This window comes from Pseudomonas sp. MF09150 (assembly GCF_059862355.1).
The window spans coordinates 1325734-1345125 of the sequence record NZ_JCBCUS010000001.1 but is presented as its reverse complement, the minus strand read 5'-3'; the positions used below and the strand labels follow the sequence as shown (position 1 = coordinate 1345125).

Annotated in this window: 18 protein-coding genes; 10 read left to right on the top strand and 8 right to left on the bottom strand. The window is 66.5% G+C overall.

Annotated features, from left to right (window positions below; all coding sequences use genetic code 11):
* Window positions 1–146: 146 nt before the first annotated feature.
* Window positions 147–1415 carry a beta-ketoacyl-ACP synthase II gene (gene fabF / locus AC19YX_RS05755; RefSeq protein WP_421547331.1) on the bottom strand — a complete coding sequence of 423 codons (1269 nt, stop codon included), beginning with the start codon at window positions 1413–1415 and terminating at the stop codon, window positions 147–149.
* A gap of 124 nt (window positions 1416–1539) precedes the next feature.
* On the opposite strand from fabF, the gene AC19YX_RS05750 reads away from it, so the two are divergent.
* The 3 genes from AC19YX_RS05750 (at window position 1540) to AC19YX_RS05740 (ending at window position 2663) form a co-directional block, all read left to right on the top strand.
* Window positions 1540–2046, top strand: a complete 507-nt coding sequence (locus tag AC19YX_RS05750) for a winged helix-turn-helix transcriptional regulator (RefSeq protein ID WP_500605869.1) — start codon at window positions 1540–1542, stop codon at window positions 2044–2046.
* Between the two features lie 99 nt (window positions 2047–2145).
* Complete coding sequence (locus AC19YX_RS05745) at window positions 2146–2352, top strand: DUF6021 family protein (protein ID WP_201130318.1); 207 nt, start codon at window positions 2146–2148, stop codon at window positions 2350–2352.
* A 119-nt stretch (window positions 2353–2471) separates the two neighbouring features.
* Entirely contained in the window at window positions 2472–2663 is a 192-nt protein-coding gene (locus AC19YX_RS05740) for a DUF2188 domain-containing protein (protein WP_078473812.1), read from the top strand.
* A gap of 136 nt (window positions 2664–2799) precedes the next feature.
* On the opposite strand, the gene AC19YX_RS05735 is transcribed toward AC19YX_RS05740, so the two are convergent.
* The 4 genes from AC19YX_RS05735 to AC19YX_RS05720 form a co-directional block, all read right to left on the bottom strand.
* Complete coding sequence (locus AC19YX_RS05735; protein ID WP_421547328.1) at window positions 2800–3420, bottom strand: hypothetical protein; 621 nt, start codon at window positions 3418–3420, stop codon at window positions 2800–2802.
* Between the two features lie 39 nt (window positions 3421–3459).
* Entirely contained in the window at window positions 3460–3873 is a 414-nt protein-coding gene (locus AC19YX_RS05730; protein ID WP_500605868.1) for an LIC_13387 family protein, read from the bottom strand.
* 99 nt (window positions 3874–3972) lie between these two features.
* Window positions 3973–5745 (bottom strand): acyl-CoA dehydrogenase C-terminal domain-containing protein, encoded by a 1773-nt coding sequence (locus AC19YX_RS05725; RefSeq protein ID WP_078473809.1) that lies wholly within the window; start codon window positions 5743–5745, stop codon window positions 3973–3975.
* A gap of 96 nt (window positions 5746–5841) precedes the next feature.
* Window positions 5842–7464: an acyl-CoA synthetase gene (locus tag AC19YX_RS05720; protein WP_078473808.1), complete on the bottom strand. Its 1623-nt coding sequence runs from the start codon at window positions 7462–7464 to the stop codon at window positions 5842–5844.
* A 181-nt stretch (window positions 7465–7645) separates the two neighbouring features.
* On the opposite strand from AC19YX_RS05720, the gene AC19YX_RS05715 reads away from it, so the two are divergent.
* Complete coding sequence (locus AC19YX_RS05715) at window positions 7646–9517, top strand: PAS domain S-box protein (protein WP_078473807.1); 1872 nt, start codon at window positions 7646–7648, stop codon at window positions 9515–9517.
* Between the two features lie 4 nt (window positions 9518–9521).
* Window positions 9522–10154, top strand: coding sequence for a response regulator transcription factor (locus tag AC19YX_RS05710; RefSeq protein ID WP_201130324.1), 633 nt, complete (start codon window positions 9522–9524; stop codon window positions 10152–10154).
* Window positions 10155–10163: 9 nt separating this feature from the next.
* Here AC19YX_RS05710 and AC19YX_RS05705 read toward each other — a convergent pair whose 3' ends face one another.
* Window positions 10164–10772, bottom strand: a complete 609-nt coding sequence (locus AC19YX_RS05705; RefSeq protein ID WP_500605867.1) for a TetR/AcrR family transcriptional regulator — start codon at window positions 10770–10772, stop codon at window positions 10164–10166.
* Entirely contained in the window at window positions 10759–11610 is an 852-nt protein-coding gene (locus tag AC19YX_RS05700) for a 3-hydroxybutyryl-CoA dehydrogenase (RefSeq protein ID WP_500605866.1), read from the bottom strand. Before AC19YX_RS05700 ends, AC19YX_RS05705 begins: the two co-directional genes overlap by 14 nt.
* Before the next feature lie 207 nt (window positions 11611–11817).
* On the opposite strand from AC19YX_RS05700, the gene AC19YX_RS05695 reads away from it, so the two are divergent.
* A complete protein-coding gene (locus tag AC19YX_RS05695; RefSeq protein WP_078473803.1) occupies window positions 11818–12834 on the top strand; it encodes an AraC family transcriptional regulator in 1017 nt (338 codons plus the stop codon).
* Between the two features lie 79 nt (window positions 12835–12913).
* On the opposite strand, the gene AC19YX_RS05690 is transcribed toward AC19YX_RS05695, so the two are convergent.
* A complete protein-coding gene (locus tag AC19YX_RS05690; RefSeq protein ID WP_201130328.1) occupies window positions 12914–14803 on the bottom strand; it encodes a sigma-54-dependent Fis family transcriptional regulator in 1890 nt (629 codons plus the stop codon).
* Window positions 14804–15145: 342 nt separating this feature from the next.
* Between AC19YX_RS05690 and AC19YX_RS05685 the strand changes: the two genes are divergently transcribed.
* The 4 genes from AC19YX_RS05685 to AC19YX_RS05670 are packed head-to-tail and all read left to right on the top strand — an operon-like array spanning window position 15146 to window position 19364.
* Complete coding sequence (locus tag AC19YX_RS05685) at window positions 15146–16222, top strand: ATP-NAD kinase family protein (protein ID WP_500605865.1); 1077 nt, start codon at window positions 15146–15148, stop codon at window positions 16220–16222.
* A gap of 2 nt (window positions 16223–16224) precedes the next feature.
* Window positions 16225–17202 (top strand): thiamine pyrophosphate-dependent dehydrogenase E1 component subunit alpha, encoded by a 978-nt coding sequence (locus AC19YX_RS05680; RefSeq protein ID WP_020300038.1) that lies wholly within the window; start codon window positions 16225–16227, stop codon window positions 17200–17202.
* Window positions 17203–17235: 33 nt separating this feature from the next.
* Window positions 17236–18252: an alpha-ketoacid dehydrogenase subunit beta gene (locus tag AC19YX_RS05675; protein WP_078473800.1), complete on the top strand. Its 1017-nt coding sequence runs from the start codon at window positions 17236–17238 to the stop codon at window positions 18250–18252.
* A complete protein-coding gene (locus AC19YX_RS05670; protein ID WP_201130332.1) occupies window positions 18252–19364 on the top strand; it encodes an acetoin dehydrogenase dihydrolipoyllysine-residue acetyltransferase subunit in 1113 nt (370 codons plus the stop codon). The genes AC19YX_RS05675 and AC19YX_RS05670 overlap by 1 nt, the downstream gene beginning before the upstream one ends.
* Window positions 19365–19392: the final 28 nt, after the last annotated feature.

Genomic DNA, 19392 nt, shown 5'->3' with positions numbered 1-19392 from the left:
TCTGGTATATACCAATATCCTTTATCACTATGGATATACCCGGAATGCGCAACGCCCGCACAGGGCGGGCGTTGCTTGGGGTGGAGCCGCAGTGCCGGTGCTCCAGGTACGTCGCCCGCAAGTGCGGACGACAACTCAGCCAGGACTTATGCCCAGCGCTTGAACAGCACGCTGGCGTTGACCCCGCCAAAGCCGAAGCCGTTGGACAAGGCGTACTCCATGGGCCATGGACGGGCCTGGCCGCTGACCAGGTCGAGGCCCGCGGCGGCGCTGTCGGGGGTTTCCAGGTTGAGGGTGGCGGGCACGATCTGGTCGCGCAGTGCGAGCACGGTGAAGATCGCTTCGATGCCGCCAGCGGCGCCCAGCAGGTGGCCGGTGGCGGATTTGGTCGAACTGATGGCCAGGCCGCTGCCTGGGCCGAACACCGCCTGGATTGCCGCCAGTTCGCCTTTGTCGCCGACCGGGGTCGAGGTGGCGTGGGCGTTCAAGTGCTGGATCTGCGCGGCCTGTACCCCGGCCTGGCGCAATGCCTGGAGCATGGAGCGGCGTGCGCCGTCGCCATCTTCCGGGCCGGCGGTCATGTGATAGGCGTCGGCGCTGGTGCCGTAGCCCACCAGTTCCGCCAGCGGCGTCGCGCCACGGGCCAGGGCGTGTTCCAGTTCTTCGATCACCAGCAGGCCGGCGCCTTCGCCCATGACGAACCCGTCCCGGGCCTGGTCAAAGGGCCGCGAGGCGCGCTGCGGGCTGTCGTTGTAATCGCTGGACAAGGCGCGGGCGGCGGCAAAGCCGGCGAGGCTGACCCGGTGGATCGCGGCTTCCGCGCCACCGCATACGGCGACATCGACTTCACCGGCGCGGATCATCCGCGCGGCATCGCCAATCGCCTGGACCCCGGCCGCGCAGGCGGTGACCGGCGCGCCCAGCGGGCCCTTCAAGCCATGGCGGATCGACACGTGGCCGGCTGCCATATTGCTCAGGAATGAGGGGATGGTGAACGGCGACAGGCGCCGCGGCCCCTTGCTGTCGGTGGTGCGCACGGCTTCGGCAATCGCCGGAAAACCGCCCACGCCCGAGGCGATGATGGTGGCGGTGCGTTCCTGGGCCTCGGCGGTTTCGGGATGCCAGCCCGCCTGGGTCAGGGCTTCTTCGGCGGCGGCCAGGGCGAACAGGATGAAACGGTCCATCTTGCGCTGTTCCTTGAGCGCCAGCAGGGCGTCGGGATCAAACCCGGCCTCGGGGTCCTGGTCACGGTCCTGGACCTGGCCACCGATGCTGATCGCCAAGTCGCCGATCAATTCCTCGGGCAGACGACGGATCCCCGATTGCCCGGCCAGCAGGCGTTGCCAGATCTGTTCGACGCCACAACCCAGTGGGGTCAGCGCGCCCATGCCGGTGACGACTATGCGTTTGTTCATGAGGGTCCAGCTCCTTCAGCGTTTGGGGGGGAAGCGTCTTATGGACGTCACTATCATTATGAAAGTAACATGGCGCAGCGATAAAAGTCCTGGCCCACCCCGCCCGCTCGTCCAAGGAGACCCCATGCAGCGCAAGACCCTGATCCACGCCGAATGCCCGATTGCCCTGAGTCTGGAGCGGGTAGGGGAGTGGTGGAGCATCCTGATCATGCGCGACGCTTTGCAGGGGCTGCGGCGCTTCGAGGAGTTTTCCCGCAGCCTGGAAATCGCCCCGAACATGCTGACCCGGCGCCTCAACTCATTGGTCGAGGACGGCCTGCTCGAACGCCAGGCCTACAGCCAGCGCCCGCTGCGCTACCAGTATGTGCCGACCGCCAAGGGCGAGGATTTCGCTGGGGTGCTGCTGGCCCTGGTGGCCTGGGGCAACCGCCATTACGCCCCCGAGGGCGAGAGCGTGCAGATTGTCGAGCGCGGCAGCGGACGCCCGCTGCAACCGATGATGGTAGACAGGGCCGATGGGCGCCTGGTGCCCCTGGACCAGTGCACGGTGCAGGCCGGGCCTGCGGCCAGTGCCGGTATGCGCCAGCGCCTGGAGGGCCTGGTCCTGGAGAGCCTGGCCGAGACGCCATGAGCCTCGTGGGCCATTCGTCAGTTGCCTCGCACCTTGGTTGCCGTGGGGGCTCTTAGCTGTAGGCCGGCGCTTTTGCCGGGCCCTGAGCAGGAGGTGCACATGAGTGCCAGAACACCCACCGGGCCGCGATCGTCCGAGCATGGTTCAGGTCAGGATGATCTGGGTTTCGACCCTGACTCCCCGGACCTGGCCGACCCGCAAGTCGACCCCATCGGCCCGGCCAAGGCGCCACTGGACGAGCACGATGACCCGTCCGAGCAGCGCTCCCGGGCCTACGATCCGCTGGCCAACCTGAAGAAAAAGTGAGGCGCCAGCACCGGCGCCGTCCCGACGTCTGGCGGGCACGGCCCGACCAGCCGGGTGTAAGGTAGTCCAGGCCATGTGCTCGGTCTCGGTCGAGACGGAGCGGCGATAAGGAGGTGACTATGAGCGTTGCGATGCTGAACAAAATGCATATCAACGGCTACGACGTGCTCAGCGTGAACAATGGGCCCTGGCGAGTCTGCACCCAGGGCGACCGTCTGGGTTCCTTCGGTACCCGGGAAGAGGCCCTGGCCTACGCCGCCTGCCTGCCGGTGCGCAAGGAACGACCGGCACTCAAGGCGAGCACGCGCTGAGCGATCATCCACTAATCCACTGGCCTGGAGCCTGGATCGACCTGACCCTCGCCACACCCCCCCTGTGGCGAGGGAGCTTGCTCGCGTCGGCGCGCGAAGCCGCCCTGAAAAATCGAACGGCTACCCTTGGCACCACTCAGTGACCTGATCCCCCCGCCTGACCCTGCGCTTTATCCTGCGTCCCCACCCCCAGCGAGACCTGCCGTAGCGGCTTGTCATCGCGAGTCAGGCGCACCTGCAACACCAGCAGCGGCAACCCCAGGAAGTAGATCAGCAGCACCCCGGCGGCGATCATCTGCAACAGGCCCTTGCGCCGAGTCAGGGGCGGTCGCTGGCGCGGCGCCGGCTTGCGGCAATAGAAAAACCAGCCGATGCCCAGCCAGCCGATCGCCAGCCACATGGCCAGTTCAAGACTTTTCGGCGGTGGGCTGTATAGCAGGTTGCCGTCGAAATCATCCGGGAAGTTCAGGCGCCAGCCCAGGGAAATGCACAGTTGTACAAGGCCACCGGCAAACCACGCCAGGCGCGCTCCGGGCAGGCGCAGCAGGGCCAGCAGCATCAGGCCCAGGCAGGCCAGGGCCCAGCCCATGGCGATCCAGATAAACCCTATGGACCCGCCAAACAGCGTGCCGCCGATGTCCCTAGGGGTTAGCAGCTCCCAGCAGAAGTAGACGCAATGGGCCACGATCATCGCGGCGGTGAGCCCGCTCAGGGCGTAATACGGGCGTAACCACGAAGGCGGTAACAGACGGGGCATAGAACCTGCTCGGTTGATAAAGGAAAGCAACGCCATGGCTCAGGCCAGCAACAGCGCGGTGCCGACGGCGAACAGCAGCAGCGCCAGACCGATACCCACCAGCGGGACTCTGAACCAGTAGCGTTGCGCCAAAAGCAGCATGGCTCCCAGAAACAGCAGCCCGATGGCTAGCAGCAACGGCGCGTCCAGCAACATTGGCAGGTGCAGCAGGCCCATGTAGCCGTAGAGGGCGCCAAACAGCATCGCCCCCAGGCTGTGGCTGGCGTTGAAGCCGATCCAGGCGCGCCACAAGGTGGTTTGCGGCGAGATGGCCGGTGACACGCACTGCATATGCGCGGTCAGGGCTGCGTCGCGGGGCACGAATTTGGCGCTGAAGTAGGTGAGTAACAGGTGCAGGGTGCCGAGCAGCAGCACAATGGCCGCGCTGGTTACGATCAGGGTTTGCGCCAACACAGTCGTTCCTTGGGTGTGTTTGGGGGCGCAAGTATGCCGTGCCCGGCGCTAATTTGCATGGGCAGGCGCCGGGCCTTGCGCCCGACGCCGGATGGCGCTCTAGAACTGTTCGGCAGGCAGTTCGAACAGCGGGCTGCTGCCGGCGCGAATGCTCTGTTCCAGGCTGAGGATGCGCGGTAGCAGGCGGCTGAAGTAGAAGCTCGCCGTGGCCAGCTTGGCGCTGTAGAACCCCTGGTCCTCGGCGCGCCGATGCTCGGCAATCTGCGCCATGCGCGCCCAGAGGTAGGCGTAGGCCACATAACCGAACAGGTGCAGGTATTCGACGCAGGCGCTGCCAATCGCGTTCGGGTCGAGGGCGGCTTGCTGCTGCAGCCAGTCGCTGAGGGTTTCCAGGCGTTGCACCGCATCCAGCAACGGCGCGGCGTAGGCGGCGCCCGGCAGGACGGCATAGGCGCGGATCTCGCTGGTGAACAGGCGCAGCGCCACACCGCCATTGCCCACCACTTTGCGTCCCAGCAAGTCGAGGGCCTGGATGCCGTTGGTGCCTTCGTAGATCTGCGCAATGCGCACGTCGCGCACCAGTTGTTCCTGGCCCCACTCGCGGATATAGCCATGGCCGCCGAACACTTGCTGGCCGTGGATGCAGCTGTCGAGGCCGGTGTCGGTGAAAAACGCCTTGGCCACCGGCGTCAGCAGCGCCACCAGGGCCTGGGCGTTGTCGCGCTCGGCCGCCTGGTCGGAGAACTTGGCCAGGTCCAGCTGTTGCCCGACATAACTGGCAAAGGCTCGGCCGCCTTCGGTCATGGCCTTCATGCTGAGCAGCATGCGTCGCACATCGGGGTGGACGATGATCGGGTCGGCGCTTTTATCCTTGGCCTGGGCCCCGCCCGGGGCGCGGCTTTGCAGGCGGTCGCGGGCATAGGTGCGGGCGTTCTGGTACGAGGCTTCGGCGCAGCCAATGCCCTGGATACCGATCGACAGCCGCTCGTAATTCATCATGGTGAACATCGCTGCCAGGCCCTTGTTGGCCTCGCCGATCAGCCAGCCGCTGGCGCCGTCGAAGTTCATCACGCAGGTGGCCGAGGCCTTGATCCCCATCTTGTGCTCGATGGAGCCGCAGCTCACTGCGTTGGCCGCGCCCAGGGCGCCGTTGGCGTCCACCAGGACCTTGGGCACCAGAAACAGCGAAATGCCTTTGGGCCCGGGCGGTGCGTCCGGCAGTTTGGCCAGCACCAGGTGGATGATGTTTTCGGTCAGGTCCTGATCGCCGCCGGTGATGAAAATCTTGCTGCCGCTGAGGCGATAGCTGCCATCGGCCTGGGGTTCGGCGCGGGTGCGAATCATGCCCAGGTCAGTGCCGGCATGGGCTTCGGTCAGGCACATCGAGCCGGCCCAGCGGCCTTCGTACAGGGCGGGCAGGTAGCGCTGTTTCAGCTCCTCGCTGGCGTGGGCGTCGATGGCCAGGCAGGCACCGGAGCTCAGGGCCGAATACAGGGCGAAGCTTGAGTTGGCGGCGTAGAGCATCTCTTCGAACTGCACCGCGAGCATCTTCGGCATGCCCATGCCGCCGAACGCCGGGTTGCCGCTCAGACCCACCCAGCCGCCGGCGATGTACGTCTGGTACGCCTGCTTGAAACCCTCGGGGGTGGAGACCTGGCCGGCCAGCCATTGGGCGCCCTGTTCGTCGCCGCTGCGGTTGAGCGGGGCGATCAGGTTGCCGGTGACCTTGGCTGCTTCTTCGAGGATCGCGTCGGCGGTGGCGCCGTCGACCGTCTCGGCCAGGGCCGGCAAGCGCGCCCAGAGGGCCGGGGCGTCGAACAGTTCATGCAGGACAAAGCGCATGTCGCGCAGCGGAGCGTTGAATTCGGGCATTGCACAAAACCTCGTGTCAGGCGGGGCAGGCGGCCGCAACCGCCTGCTTCAAAAGGGTCCAGGCCGAGTGTCATCAGCCTGGCGTCGCAGGCGCCGCTAGAGCGCCTTGGCCATGTCGCGCAGGACGAATTTCTGGATCTTGCCGGTCGAGGTCTTTGGCAGCAGGGTGAAGACCACGCTGCGCGGGACCTTGAACCCTGCCAGATGCTCGCGGCAGAAGGCGATGATCTCGGCTTCGCGCACCTGCTGGTGATCGGCCTTGAGGGTGATAAAGGCGCAGGGGGTCTCACCCCATTTTTCATCGGGCCGGGCCACCACGGCCGCTTCCAGCACCGCCGGGTGCCGGTAGAGCACGCCTTCGAGTTCGATGGTGGAAATATTCTCGCCCCCGGAAATGATGATGTCCTTGAGCCGGTCGCGGATCTCCACGTAACCGTCGGGGTGGGTCACCGCCAGGTCGCCGGTGTGGAACCAGCCGCCCTCGAAGGCTTCGGCGGTGGCGCTGGGGTTTTTCAGGTAGCCCTTCATCACCGTGTTGCCGCGCATGAAAATCTCACCGATGGTCTGGCCGTCATGGGGCGTGGGTTCGAGGGTTTTCGGGTCGGCCACCATCACCCCTTCCAGGGTCGGGTAGCGCACGCCCTGGCGCGCCTTGATCTGCGCCCGCTGCTCTAGGGGCAACTCGTCCCAGGCCGCGTGCCAGGCACACAGGGTCACCGGCCCGTAGACCTCGGTCAGGCCGTAGACGTGAGTGACCTTGATGCCCATTTCTTCCACGGCGCCTATCACTTTGGCCGGCGGCGCGGCGCCGGCGACCATGGCGTTCACCGGGTGGTCGATGGCGGCCTTGGCCGAGTCCGGCATGTTGACCAGGGCATTGAGCACAATCGGCGCGCCGCACAGGTGAGTGACCTGGTGCTCGCGGATCAGGTTGAGGATCTTCTGCGGGTCGACCCGGCGCAGGAACACATGCACCCCGGCCAGGGCGGTCACGGTCCAGGGGTAGCACCAGCCGTTGCAGTGGAACATCGGCAGGGTCCAGAGGTACACCGGGTGGTTGCCCATGGCCCAGGTCATCTGGTTGCCCAGGGAATTGAGGTAGGCGCCGCGGTGGTGGTAGACCACGCCCTTGGGGTTGCCGGTGGTGCCCGAGGTGTAGTTCAGCGAGATCGCCTGCCACTCGTCATCCGGCCATTGCCAGGCAAAATCCGGGTCGCCCTCGGCCAGGAACGCCTCGTAGTCCAGTTCGCTGACTGCCTGGCCTTCGCCGTATTCCGGGTCGTCGAGGTCGATCACCAGGGGCGGGTGGTCGAGCATGCCGATGGCCGCCTGCACCACATCATGGAACTCGCGGTCGGCGATCAGCACCTTGGCTTCGCCGTGGGCCAGCATAAAGGCGATGGCCTCGGCATCCAGGCGCACGTTGAGGGCATTGAGCACCGCGCCGATCATCGGCACGCCGAAGTGCGCCTCCAGCATCGCCGGGATATTGGGCAGCATCACCGCCACCGTGTCGTTCTTGCCGATGCCGCGTCCGGCCAGGGCCGAGGCCAGGCGTCGGCAGCGGCGGTAAGTGTCGGCCCAGGTGCGGCGGATCGAGCCGTGGATCACCGCCGGGTAGTCGGGGTAAACGCTGGCGGTGCGCTCGATGAAACTCAGGGGCGAGAGGGCGATGTGATTGACGGCAGTCGGCGCAAGGCCTTGCTCGTAGATGGACATGGTTCGGGTACCCGGTGGCTGATTATTAGCTCTATGGACCGAGGCTTTTTTAACGGCGCTCGGTGACTTATCCGGGGTCTTTTATATACTGTTTGCCGGTTGGTATGGAAGTACTACCTGAGTTGTATAGTAGTTGTACTATAATCATAATTCGCTGCTCCGGCTCACAGGTTGATCGACGATGCCCAGCTCCACTCCCTTGAACCGCTGGTTGCGCCAGCAACGTGAAGGCCGGCTGACGGACACGCCCTGGCTTGGCCACGACCCGCAACCCAGTGTGCTGCTGGATGCCCAGGCGCAGCCCCTGGACCTCAACCCGGCCCTGGAGCAATGGCTGGAAACAGCGGCGCCGTGCACGGTGTCGGCGCTGTTGCCGGTCAACCACCCGGCCCTGGTGCGGGCCTGCCTGGAGCAGCAGCGGGCCATCGAAGACGTCGAGGCCCAGTGGGGCGAGCGGATCCTGCTCTGGAGCTTTATCCCCGACCCGCAACGGCAACGGGTCCTGGCCCGCTGCCGTGAGGCCACGGCGCAGATCCACGCCGAGCGCGAGTCGGCCCGGGCCCGGCGTCTGTACCGGCTGATCACCGAAAACACCACCGACCTGATTTCCCGGCACACCCCCGACGGCTGCTTCCTCGATGCCTCGCCGGCGTCCTTTACCCTGCTCGGCTACTGGCCCGAAGAACTGCGCGGGCGCCTGGCCCGCAGCCTGTTCCACAGCCAGGACCTGGCCGGGCTGATGCAGCGCACCCGCGATGCCCTGGAGCAGGACGGCTATCACACCATGACCTACCGCATCCGCCATCGCGACGGCCATTACCTGTGGTTCGAGACCGCCTGCCGGGCCATCCGCGAAACCTACACCGGGGCGGTGGTGGAGGTGGTCAGCGTGTCGCGGGACATCACCGCCCGGGTCCAGGCCGAGGAGACCAAGCGCCGCCTGGCCGAGGTGGTGGAAGCCCATACCGACCCGGTGCTGTTTATCCAGCCCAGCGGCGCCGTCACCTACCTCAACCCGGCAGCCCGGCGCACCCTGGGCCTGACCGCGCGCCAGGAGATGCCCAACCTCGACCGCCTGCTGGCCCCCGAGGCCCTGGCGCGCCTGCAGCGTGAAGGCTGGACCTGCGCCGAGCGCGATGGCCGCTGGAGCCTCGACACTCGCCTGCACCCCGTGGTCGATGGGCAATCGGTGGCGGTGTCACTGATGCTGCTGGCCCATCGCTCGGCCAGCGGCGAGCGCTTTTATTCCCTGGTGGCCCACGACCTGACCGAGCGCGAATTGCGCGAAGCCGAGCAACGCCATCACCAGGACGAACTGGCCCACACCGCGCGCCTGGTGACCCTGGGTGAACTGGCCTCGGGCATCGCCCATGAGATGAATCAGCCGCTGGCCGCAGTGGTCAACTACGCCAGCGCCAGCCAGCGTTACCTGCAAGCCCTGGGCAGCCAGCCCCAGGCGGCTGAGCGCGTGGCCCAGGGCCTGGAGCGGATCGTGGTCCACGCCACCCACGCCGCCGAAGTGATCAAGGGCCTGCGCGCCTTCTTGCGCAAGGGCCGGCGGCGCATGGAGGCGCTGGACATCAGCGAAGTGGCCCGGGAAACCGTGCGTCTGTGCGCCTGGGAGGCCGGTGCCTGCCAGGTGACGATCGAGCAGCAGTTGCCGGATAATCTGCCGCCGATTTATGCCGACCGGGTGCTGCTCGAACAGGTGCTGCTCAACTTGCTGCGCAACGCCATCGACGCCAACCGCGAGGTGCACGCGGATGCGCCGTCGCGGATCATCCTCGGCGCCCAGGGGCTGCCTGATGGCGGGGTCCAGGTCAGTGTCAGCGACCAGGGTCCGGGCGTTTCCGAGGCGCAGTTGCAGCAGATCTTCACCCCGTTCTACACCAGCAAGGCCAATGGCCTGGGGCTGGGGCTGTCCATGAGCCGCAGCATTATCGAAGGCTTCGGCGGCGAGTTGCAGGCCCGGCCCCAGGCGGTCGGCTTGCAGATGTGCTGCCGCTTGCCGGCCCCCGCGCTGAGCGGGGCAACCTCACAACAACAGGAGTAAGGCCATGGCGAATGTGGCGCAGCAGGTGGTGTATGTGGTCGACGATGACCAGGGCATGCTCGACTCCACCGTCTGGCTGCTGGAGTCGGTGGGCCTCAAGGCGCTGCCGTTCACCAGCGGCCGCGAGTTTCTGGACGCCTGTGACAGCCGGCTCAATGCCTGTGTGCTGCTGGACGTGCGCATGCCGGGCATGGGCGGGCTGAATGTGCAGGAAGAGATGCGCAGCCGCGAGTTGCGCCTGCCGGTGATTTTCGTCAGTGGGCATGCCGATGTGCCGATCGTGGTCCGCGCCTTCAAGGCCGGGGCCCATGACTTTATCGAAAAGCCCTACAACGAGCAGTTGCTGCTGGACAGCGTGCAACAGGCCCTGAGCCACAGCGATGAGCGTCAGCCCGACGCGGGCCTGGGCGCGGTCCAGGCGCGCCTGCAAAGCCTCACCCCACGGGAGAACGATGTGCTGCTGCCGCTGGTGCAGGGGTACAGCAACCGCGAGGTGGCGGAGCAACTGGGGGTCAGCGTCAAGACCATCGACCTGTACCGGTCGCGGGTGATGAAGCGCATGCAGGCCGATAACCTGCCGCAATTGGTGGGCATGGCCATCGCCGCCGGCCTGGTCGATCCGCTGCAACTGCGCTGAGGGGCCGCTTCAGGCCACCGCCACCTGCAGGCTCGGCTTGGCCGCCAGCACTCGCTCGATGGCCCCGGTCAGCAGGTTTTCCAGCAGCTCATCGCGTTCGCCTGGCTCCAGCGCCTGCTGGGCCAGCCAACTGGGGGCGCTGTTGAGCAGAATGGCGATGGCATGCCCGGCCGCCTGCAGCGCGCCCGGGCTCAAGCGGCGCGGGCGGCCGAGCATCAGCAGCAACTGGCGTTCGTATTGCTCGCGCAACTTCCGCACCCGCAGTTGTTGATCGTCGTTGAGGCAACTGCTGTCGCGCTCCACCAGGCGAAAATGCCAGGGCATCTCGCGGTACAGCTCCAGGTGCGCGCGAATCAGCCGCTGCAGGTTGCCGCGCCGCGAGCGCGGTGTCTGCTCGATGCGCTCCAGAGTTGCCAGCAGCTCTTCGTAGAACTCTTCGATCAGGTCCAGCAGCAAGTGCTGCTTGCTCGGGTAATGGTGATACAGCGAGCCTGGGGTCAGCCCCAGGTAAGTCGCCAACTCGCGCATGCCGACCTGGCCGAAGCCCTTGCAGGCGAACAGCTCCAGAGCCTTGTCGCGGCTCTCGGCAAAACGCGAGCAGCGCTCAGCCATAGACATGGAAGCCGCGTCCGGTTTTGCGCCCCAGGTAACCGGCGGCCACCATTTCCTTGAGCAGCGGGGCGGGGCGGTACTTGCTGTCGTTGAAACCGTCGTAGAAGGCTTCGAGAATCGCCAGCAGGGTGTCCAGGCCAATCAGGTCGGCCAGGGCCAGCGGGCCGATCGGCTGGTTGCAGCCCAGGCGCATGCCGGCGTCGATGTCCTCGGCGCTGGCCAGGCCCTCCTGAAACACCAGGATCGCTTCGTTGATCATCGGTACCAGGATCCGGTTCACCACAAACCCCGGGCGGTTGCCGGCGGTGATCGCGGTCTTGCCCAGGCGCTGGGCCAGGTCCATGGCCAGGGCGTGGGTCGCGTCGCTGGTTTGCAGGCCGCGAATCACTTCGATCAGGCCCATCATCGGCACCGGGTTGAAAAAGTGCAGGCCGATAAAACGCTCGGGGGCGTTGACGCTGGCCGCCAGTTGGGTGATCGACAGCGACGAGGTGTTGGAGGCGATCACGCAGTCGGCGCCGACCACGCCGGCAATCTGTTGCAGCAGGCGCAGCTTGAGGTCGAGGTTCTCGGTGGCGGCTTCGATCACCAACTGCGCCTCGGCCAGGCTGGCGTAGTCGGTGCTGGTACGGATCCGGGCCAGGGCGCTGTGTTTTTGCTCTTCGGTCAGGGTCTGCTTGGCGATCTGCCGGTCGAGGTTCTTGCTGATGGTGGCCAGGGCTTTTTCCAGGGCGCTGGCGCTGATGTCCAGCAGGGTCACCTCGAAACCGGCCAGGGCGCAGACCTGGGCGATGCCGTTGCCCATGGTGCCGGCGCCAATCACGCCAAGGGTGTGCAGATTCATAAAGGACAGTCCTGTGCAAACGGTTCGAATGAGCGCGTAGGGCCGAGGAGGCATCGTCGGTCGCCTGCGACTGGCGTACCATGGCGCGCGGCCCTCGACACGGGGTTGGGCGCCAGTCTAGAGGCCACCGCCTGGCGGGCCTATGCCATAACTGTTCAGCGATGCTGGCGTTTTTTGCCATTCGGCTGATGGGGAGAACCGGCTTTGATGCGGGAAAAGGATTCGGTCGCGGCGTATTTCGTGCACGCCATGATCCACGGGCTGCGTGATCAGCCCCAGCGCCTGGCGGCGGTACTGGCCGAGGCCGGCATCGACCCGTCGTTGATGGAGCAGCCCCACGCCCGGGTGCCGGCCAGTGCGTTCGCCGCGTTGTGGCTGATTCAGATCCGCGAGTTGCAGGACGAGTTCTTCCAGCTCGATGCCCATGGCATGCCCGTCGGCAGTTTCGCCCTGATCTGCCGCGCGCTGATCCAGGAGCCCGACCTGGGCAAGGCGCTGCGCCAGTGCCTGGCCAATTTCGGGCTGTTCCTCAAGGACTTTCACGGCAGCCTCAGCGTGCGCGGCAAGCGTGCGGTGATCAGCCTGCACACCACCGCCACGGACCCGGACGCGCGGCGTTTTGGCGAAGAGACTTTCCTGGTGCTGATGATCAGCCTGCTGTGTTGGCTGGGCGGGCGGCGTATCCCTATCGACCGGGCGGATTTTCGTCAGACGCGCTTGTCCTTGAGCGACGACGCGTTGCTCTGGGGGCCGAATTTGAGTTTCGGCGCCGAGCGCACCGAGATCGAATTTGCCAGCCGCTTTCTGCGCTTGCCGGTGGTCCAGGACCTGGCCTCGCTCAAGGTGTTTTTACGCAGCGCGCCGCAGTGGCTGGTGATCCGCTTTCGCAATCAGCACGGGCTGGCGACCCAAGTTCACCAGCGGTTGCGGCGCAGCCACTACAGCCAGTGGCCGACCCTGGATGCCTTTGCCGGCGAGCTGCAAATGAGCCCCAGCACCCTGCGCCGGCGCCTGGAGCGGGAGGGTTGTTCGTACCAGGAAATCAAGGACGAAGTGCGCCGCGGCATGGCCGTGCAACTGCTGCGCAACAGCGCCACCAGCATCGGCGAAATCGCCGAGCAGACCGGCTTCCAGGAACCCAGCGCCTTCCACCGCGCCTTCAAGAAATGGACCGGCGAAAGCCCCGGCCGCTACCGCGCCCGTTTCCAACCCCACACCCTGTAGCCGCTGCCGAGGCGCGAGGCTGCGCTGGCCGGCCCGAACGCCGCAGCAATACGGCGTCAATCAGGGCTGTCACCAGCGGCTACAGGCTTCGGCCGGGCATTTCGATGCCGTGCTGGTGCACGCGGCGGTACAGGGTGGCGCGGGAGATGCCCAAGGCCTTGGCGGCGGGCAGGGGTTTCCAGCGGTGGCGCACCAGGGCGTCGAGCAGGGCCTGGCGTTCCGGGCTGGCGTGGCTCTCGGCCGGGCTGTCGAGGGGCGTGCCGTCCACTGCCAGGCCTTGCAACTGTTCGGGCAAATCCCGCAGCTGGATCAGGTCGTCCTCGCACACCGCACAGGCGTAGCGCAGCACATGCCGCAACTGGCGCACATTGCCCGGCCAGCGGTAACCCAGCAGGCATTCCAGTGCGGCGCTGCCCAGCTGCACCGGCGCCCCGCACAGCTGCGACTCTTCCTGCACAATGCGCTGGATCAGCGCCAGGCGATCGCTGCGCTCGCGCAACGGCGGCAACTGAAAGCGTGCGCCGCCCAGACGAAAATACAGGTCCTCGCGAAACTCGCCCGCCGCCACCAACTGCTCCAGGTCACGGTGACTGGCGCACACCACCTGGATATCCACGGCCTTGCGCCGCGAAGCCCCCAGCGGCGCCACTTCGCCCTCGGACAGCACCCGCAGCAGCCGGGTCTGCAACGCCAGGGGCATATCGCCGATTTCATCGAGAAACAGCGTGCCGCCATCGGCCTGTTGCAACAGGCCCTGCATGCCCTTGTTCGACGCCCCGGTAAAGGCCCCGGCGACATACCCAAACAACTCGCTTTCAATCAGGCTTTCCGGGATCGCCGCGCAGTTCACCGCCACGAACGGCCGCTCGCGGCGTTGGCTGGCCTGGTGCACCTGGCGGGCAAACACCTCCTTGCCGGAGCCGGTTTCACCCTGGATCAGCACCGGCAGGTTGCGGTCCTTGACCCGTACTGCCAGGCGCAGGCTTTCGGCCAGGCGCGGATCGAGTTCGGCCGGCGCCAGGGCCAGGCGCTGGCGATTGCGGTTGACGCGCCGCGGCGCACTCAGGCGCCCGTGCAGCGCCTGGCGGCCGCCCAGGCAGGGCAGCAGGCACAGCGACTCATCCCGGGCCCGGTGCAGCGACTGTTGGTCGAACACCTGGCCGATGTGCTCCGGCAGGCGCCCCAGCCCCTGCAATAACCACTGGCGCGCCGCCGGGTTCAGCGCGTGCAGGCGGCCATCGTCGTCCCAGGCCAGCAGGTAGTCCGGCTGGCTGTCGACATAGCCCGGGCTGTGGTGGGCCCGCAGCACCCAGAAGCCCTGGGCGCTGCTCATGAAAAACGCCTGTTCGATCTCCCGTGCGCTCTGCACCACCATCTGCCGGATCAGGTGCTGGGAGCGGCGCTCGTCCGGGGAGCGCACCGCCGACACATCGAGCACCCCGAGCAGTTCGCCCTGGGGGTCGAAGACCGGCGCGGCGGAGCAGGTCAGGCCGATAAAGGCAGCGCGAAAGTGGTCGCGCTTGTGCACCGTCACCGGGGCCCGGGCGGTCAGCACTGCGGCCACGCCGCAGGTGCCTTCCTCGCCCTCGGACCAGCAGGTGCCCAGGTACAGCCCGGCCTTGCGGCAATCATTGCGGATGGTGCTTTCGACCCGGTAGTCGATGGTCTGGCCCTGGGCGTCGGTGAGCAGCACGCAATAGTCGGCGTCGCGCACCCGGCCGTGCAGGCGCGCGACCTCTTCGCTGGCGATGCGCAGAAACAGCTCGGAACGCTCGCGGCATTCCTGCAGCACATTCTGCGACAGGATCCGTGGCCCCTGCAGCGAGCCCGGGTCCAGGTGATGTTGCTCCATGGAGCGGCGCCAGGAATCGAGGATCAGGTCCGAGACCGGCAATTGCGGCAGGTGTTCGGCGTTTCTCAAGACACGGCTGACGCAATCCACATGCGCCTTCGAGTGTGCGCAAAGCATGAGGGCCTCCGGTTCCAGCTTCTTATCGTTGTGCGGGCATTAAGCGCCGAACACCGGCCGCCGACAAGCGCCCTCTGATCGCAGGTCGGGGTGAGACGCAACGTCTCAAGGTCTCGTCCAGGCCCCGTGCAGCCTGACATGCAGCGTCTCAGCCGGTGTCTTCCGATGCCACTCGGCCATCGCTTGCACGAGGCCCTGGGCCGGGCTTTTGCGGGGTTTTTTCGCAACCTGGCACCGGCCTTGCTCTAGCTCTGATACCCAGCCTGACTGGCCAGATAATAAGAAGAGGTGCCCTATGTCGTTCGCTCAAGGTTCGTTCGCCGTTGTGCCCGGGGTGGCTGCATGAGCCGTTTGCCCTTGACCGTGGGCATCATCGCCAACCCGGCCTCGGGGCGCGACGTGCGCCGCCTGACCGCCAATGCCGGGCTGTTTTCCAGCACCGACAAAGTCTCGGTGATCCAGCGCCTGCTGGCGGCGTTTGGCGCCACCGGTATCGAACGGGTGCTGATGCCCACCGACATGACCGGCATCGCCGCTGCGGTGCAGAAAAACAGCCACAGCCGCCAGGCCCGGGACAGCCATTGGCCGGCGCTGGAGTTTCTCGACCTGACCCTGCGCCAGAGCGTCGAAGACACGCGCAAGGCCGCACGCTGGATGGCCGAGCGCGGCGTGGCGCTGATTGCCGTGCTCGGGGGCGACGGCACCCACAAGGCGGTGGCCGCCGAGGTCGGCGATATTCCGTTGCTGACCCTGTCCACCGGCACCAACAACGCCTTCCCCGAGCTGCGCGAAGCCACCAGCGCCGGGCTGGCCGGCGGGTTGTTCGCCAGCGGGCGGATCCCGGCCGAGATCGCCCTGCGGCGCAACAAACGGCTGCTGGTGCGCGAGCCCGCACGGGGCCTGCACGAGATCGCCCTGGTGGACGTGGCGGTGTCCTCGCTGCCCTTTATCGGCGCTCGGGCCATCAGCCGTGCGGCGGACCTGGCCGAGGTCTTCGTGACCTTTGCCGAGCCCCAGTCCATCGGCCTGTCTGCCCTGTGCGGGCTGTGGCTGCCGGTCACCCGCCAGGAACCCTACGGCGCCTGGATGCGCCTGGAACCCAATGCGCCCCAGGCCCTGCTGGTGCCCCTGGCCCCGGGGTTGTTGCAGGGCTGCGGGGTGCGCGACGCCGGTTACCTGCAACCCGGGGTACCCCGGCCCCTGTCCCTGCCCAGCGGCACCCTGGCCCTGGATGGCGAGCGCGAAATCGAATTCAACCTGCACGACCGACCCACGGTCACCCTCGATGGCGGCGGCCCGCTGAGCATCGATGTCCAGGCGGCCCTGGCGTTCACGGCGCAAGAGCGCCTGTTGGCCATCGGTCGCGAACACCCGCAACACCCCGTGAACCTTCAGCACCAAGACACTCCTGGAGAATAAAAATGTCGACACCTTTGACCTCTGATCAGTTGCTGCATGCCTACCAGGTGATGCGCACCATCCGTGCCTTCGAAGAGCGCCTGCACGTGGAGTTCGCCACCGGCGAGATCCCCGGTTTCGTCCACCTGTATGCCGGCGAAGAAGCCTCGGCCGCAGGCGTCATGGCCCACCTGGGCGACGATGATTGCATCGCCTCCAACCACCGCGGCCACGGCCATTGCATCGCCAAGGGCGTTGACGTGTACGGGATGATGGCCGAGATCTACGGCAAGAAAACCGGGGTCTGCCAGGGCAAGGGCGGCTCCATGCACATCGCCGATTTCGAGAAGGGCATGCTCGGCGCCAACGGCATTGTCGGCGCCGGCGCGCCACTGGTGGTGGGCGCGGCCCTGGCCGCCAAACTCAAGGGCACCGACAGCGTGGCAGTGGTGTTTTTCGGCGATGGCGGCTCCAACGAGGGCGCGGTGTTCGAGGCCATGAACATGGCCTCGGTGTGGAACCTGCCGTGCCTGTTCATCGCCGAGAACAACGGCTACGCCGAGGCCACGGCCTCCAACTGGTCGGTGGCCTGCGACCACATCGCCGACCGCGCCGCCGGCTTCGGCATGCCCGGGGTCACGGTCGACGGCTTTGACTTCTTTGCCGTGCACGAAGCTGCCGGCGCGGCCGTGGAACGGGCCCGGGCCGGGGAGGGGCCATCGCTGATCGAGGTCAAGCTGACCCGCTATTACGGCCACTTCGAAGGCGATGCCCAGACCTACCGCGCGCCGGATGAGGTCAAGCATTTTCGCGAGCACAACGACTGCCTGATGCAGTTCCGCGAGCGCAGCACCCGCGCCGGGCTGGTCCAGGCCAGCCAGCTGGACCAGATCGACCACGAGGTCGAACTGCTGATCGAAAACGCCGTGCGCAAGGCCAAGTCCGACCCCAAGCCGAGCCCCGCCGACCTGCTCACCGACGTCTACGTCTCCTACCCCTGAATACTCCCTATAACAAGAATCGAGACCTCTATCATGGCGAGAAAAATCAGTTATCAGCAGGCCATCAACGAAGCCCTGGCCCAGGAAATGCGCCGCGACCCCAGCGTGTTCATCATGGGTGAAGACGTCGCCGGCGGTGCCGGTGCCCCCGGTGAAAACGATGCCTGGGGCGGGGTGCTGGGCGTGACCAAAGGCCTGTACCACCAGTTCCCCGGGCGCGTGCTCGACACGCCGCTGTCGGAGCTGGGCTATGTCGGCGCGGCGGTCGGCGCGGCCACCTGCGGCGTGCGTCCGGTGTGCGAGTTGATGTTCGTCGACTTCGCCGGTTGCTGCCTGGACCAGATCCTCAACCAGGCGGCCAAATTTCGCTACATGTTCGGCGGCAAGGCGGCCACCCCGCTGGTGATCCGCACCATGGTCGGCGCCGGGCTGCGCGCGGCGGCCCAGCACTCGCAGATGCTGACCTCGCTGTGGACCCACATCCCCGGGCTGAAAGTGGTCTGCCCATCCTCGCCCTACGATGCCAAGGGCTTGTTGATCCAGGCCATTCGCGACAACGACCCGGTGATTTTCTGCGAGCACAAAATGCTCTACAGCATGCAGGGCGAAGTGCCGGAAGAGCTCTACACCATCCCCTTCGGCGAGGCCAACTTCCTGCGCGACGGCAAGGACGTGACCCTGGTCTCCTACGGGCGCACGGTCAACACCGCGATGGACGCGGCGCGCAGCCTGGCCGGGCGCGGCATCGATTGCGAGGTCATCGACCTGCGCACCACCAGCCCGCTGGATGAAGACAGCATCCTCGAAAGCGTGGAGAAGACCGGGCGTCTGGTGGTCATCGACGAAGCCAACCCGCGCTGCTCCATGGCCACCGATATCTCGGCCCTGGTGGCGCAAAAAGCCTTTGGTGCGCTCAAGGCACCGATTGAAATGGTCACCGCGCCGCACACCCCGGTGCCGTTCTCCGATGCCCTGGAAGACCTGTACATCCCCGACGCGGCGAAGATCGAAAACGCCGTGCTCAAAGTCATCGAATGGAGCAAGCGCTGATGAGCCAGATCCATACCCTGACCATGCCCAAGTGGGGCCTGTCGATGACCGAGGGCCGGGTCGATGCCTGGCTCAAGGAAGAAGGCCAGGCCATCACCAAGGGCGATGAAGTGCTGGACGTCGAGACCGACAAGATCTCCAGCAGCGTCGAGGCGCCGTTCTCCGGGGTGCTGCGGCGCCAGATTGCCCGTCAGGACGAAACCCTGTCCGTCGGCGCCTTGCTCGGCATCGTGGTCGAGGGCGACGTCAGCGACGCCGAGATCGACGCGGTGATCGAGCAGTTCCAGGCCGACTTCGTGCCCGGTGCCGGTGCCGAGGAAGACAGCGGACCCAAGCCCCAGAAAGTCGAACTGGACGGGCGCCTGGTGCGCTACTTCGAGCGCGGCGAAGGCGGTGTGCCGCTGGTGCTGGTGCACGGTTTTGGCGGCGACCTCAACAACTGGCTGTTCAACCACGAAGCCCTGGCCGCCGGGCGCCGGGTGATCGCCCTCGACCTGCCGGGCCATGGTGAGTCGGCCAAGCAGTTGCAGCGCGGCGACCTGGATGAACTGAGCGGCGTGCTGCTGGCGCTGCTCGATCACCTGGATATCCCCGAGGCGCACCTGGTGGGCCATTCCATGGGCGGTGCGGTGTGCCTCAACGCCGCGCGCCTGGCCCCGCAGCGGGTGCGCTCGCTGACCCTGATCGGCAGCGCCGGCCTGGGCACGGAAATCAACGGCAGCTACCTGCAGGGATTCGTCGAGGCGGCCAACCGCAACGCCTTGAAGGCGCCGCTGATGCAGCTGTTCTCCAACGCCGAGCTGGTCAACCGGCAGATGCTCGAAGACATGCTCAAGTACAAGCGCCTGGAAGGGGTGGACAGCGCCCTGCGGCAATTGGCGGCGAACCTGTTCGGCGAAGGCCGGCAACAGCTCGACCTGCGAGCCGTGGTCCAGGACGGCGCGCAACCGGTGCTGGTGATCTGGGGCAGTGATGACGCGATCATCCCGGCGGCCCACAGCCAGGGCCTGGCGGCACAGATCGAGATCCTGCCGGGCCAGGCGCACATGGTGCAGATGGAAGCGGCGGAACAGGTCAACCGGCTGGTGCTGGAGTTTATCCGCCAGCACTGAAGCCCGTGATGGCTGCGCCGGCCCCCTG

Excerpts from the sequence above, each read along its gene's own strand:
- AC19YX_RS05705 (WP_500605867.1), bottom strand. The coding sequence starts at position 10,772 with ATGTCTATGGCTGAGCGCTGCTCGCGTTTTGCCGAGAGCCGCGACAAG.
- AC19YX_RS05720 (WP_078473808.1), bottom strand. The coding sequence starts at position 7,464 with ATGTCCATCTACGAGCAAGGCCTTGCGCCGACTGCCGTCAATCACATC.
- AC19YX_RS05735 (WP_421547328.1), bottom strand. The coding sequence starts at position 3,420 with ATGCCCCGTCTGTTACCGCCTTCGTGGTTACGCCCGTATTACGCCCTG.
- AC19YX_RS05750 (WP_500605869.1), top strand. The coding sequence starts at position 1,540 with ATGCAGCGCAAGACCCTGATCCACGCCGAATGCCCGATTGCCCTGAGT.
- AC19YX_RS05710 (WP_201130324.1), top strand. The coding sequence starts at position 9,522 with ATGGCGAATGTGGCGCAGCAGGTGGTGTATGTGGTCGACGATGACCAG.
- AC19YX_RS05715 (WP_078473807.1), top strand. The coding sequence starts at position 7,646 with ATGCCCAGCTCCACTCCCTTGAACCGCTGGTTGCGCCAGCAACGTGAA.
- AC19YX_RS05695 (WP_078473803.1), top strand. The coding sequence starts at position 11,818 with ATGCGGGAAAAGGATTCGGTCGCGGCGTATTTCGTGCACGCCATGATC.
- AC19YX_RS05690 (WP_201130328.1), bottom strand. The coding sequence starts at position 14,803 with ATGCTTTGCGCACACTCGAAGGCGCATGTGGATTGCGTCAGCCGTGTC.
- AC19YX_RS05670 (WP_201130332.1), top strand. The coding sequence starts at position 18,252 with ATGAGCCAGATCCATACCCTGACCATGCCCAAGTGGGGCCTGTCGATG.
- AC19YX_RS05675 (WP_078473800.1), top strand. The coding sequence starts at position 17,236 with ATGGCGAGAAAAATCAGTTATCAGCAGGCCATCAACGAAGCCCTGGCC.
- fabF (WP_421547331.1), bottom strand. The coding sequence starts at position 1,415 with ATGAACAAACGCATAGTCGTCACCGGCATGGGCGCGCTGACCCCACTG.
- AC19YX_RS05680 (WP_020300038.1), top strand. The coding sequence starts at position 16,225 with ATGTCGACACCTTTGACCTCTGATCAGTTGCTGCATGCCTACCAGGTG.
- AC19YX_RS05700 (WP_500605866.1), bottom strand. The coding sequence starts at position 11,610 with ATGAATCTGCACACCCTTGGCGTGATTGGCGCCGGCACCATGGGCAAC.
- AC19YX_RS05745 (WP_201130318.1), top strand. The coding sequence starts at position 2,146 with ATGAGTGCCAGAACACCCACCGGGCCGCGATCGTCCGAGCATGGTTCA.
- AC19YX_RS05725 (WP_078473809.1), bottom strand. The coding sequence starts at position 5,745 with ATGCCCGAATTCAACGCTCCGCTGCGCGACATGCGCTTTGTCCTGCAT.
- AC19YX_RS05740 (WP_078473812.1), top strand. The coding sequence starts at position 2,472 with ATGAGCGTTGCGATGCTGAACAAAATGCATATCAACGGCTACGACGTG.
- AC19YX_RS05685 (WP_500605865.1), top strand. The coding sequence starts at position 15,146 with ATGAGCCGTTTGCCCTTGACCGTGGGCATCATCGCCAACCCGGCCTCG.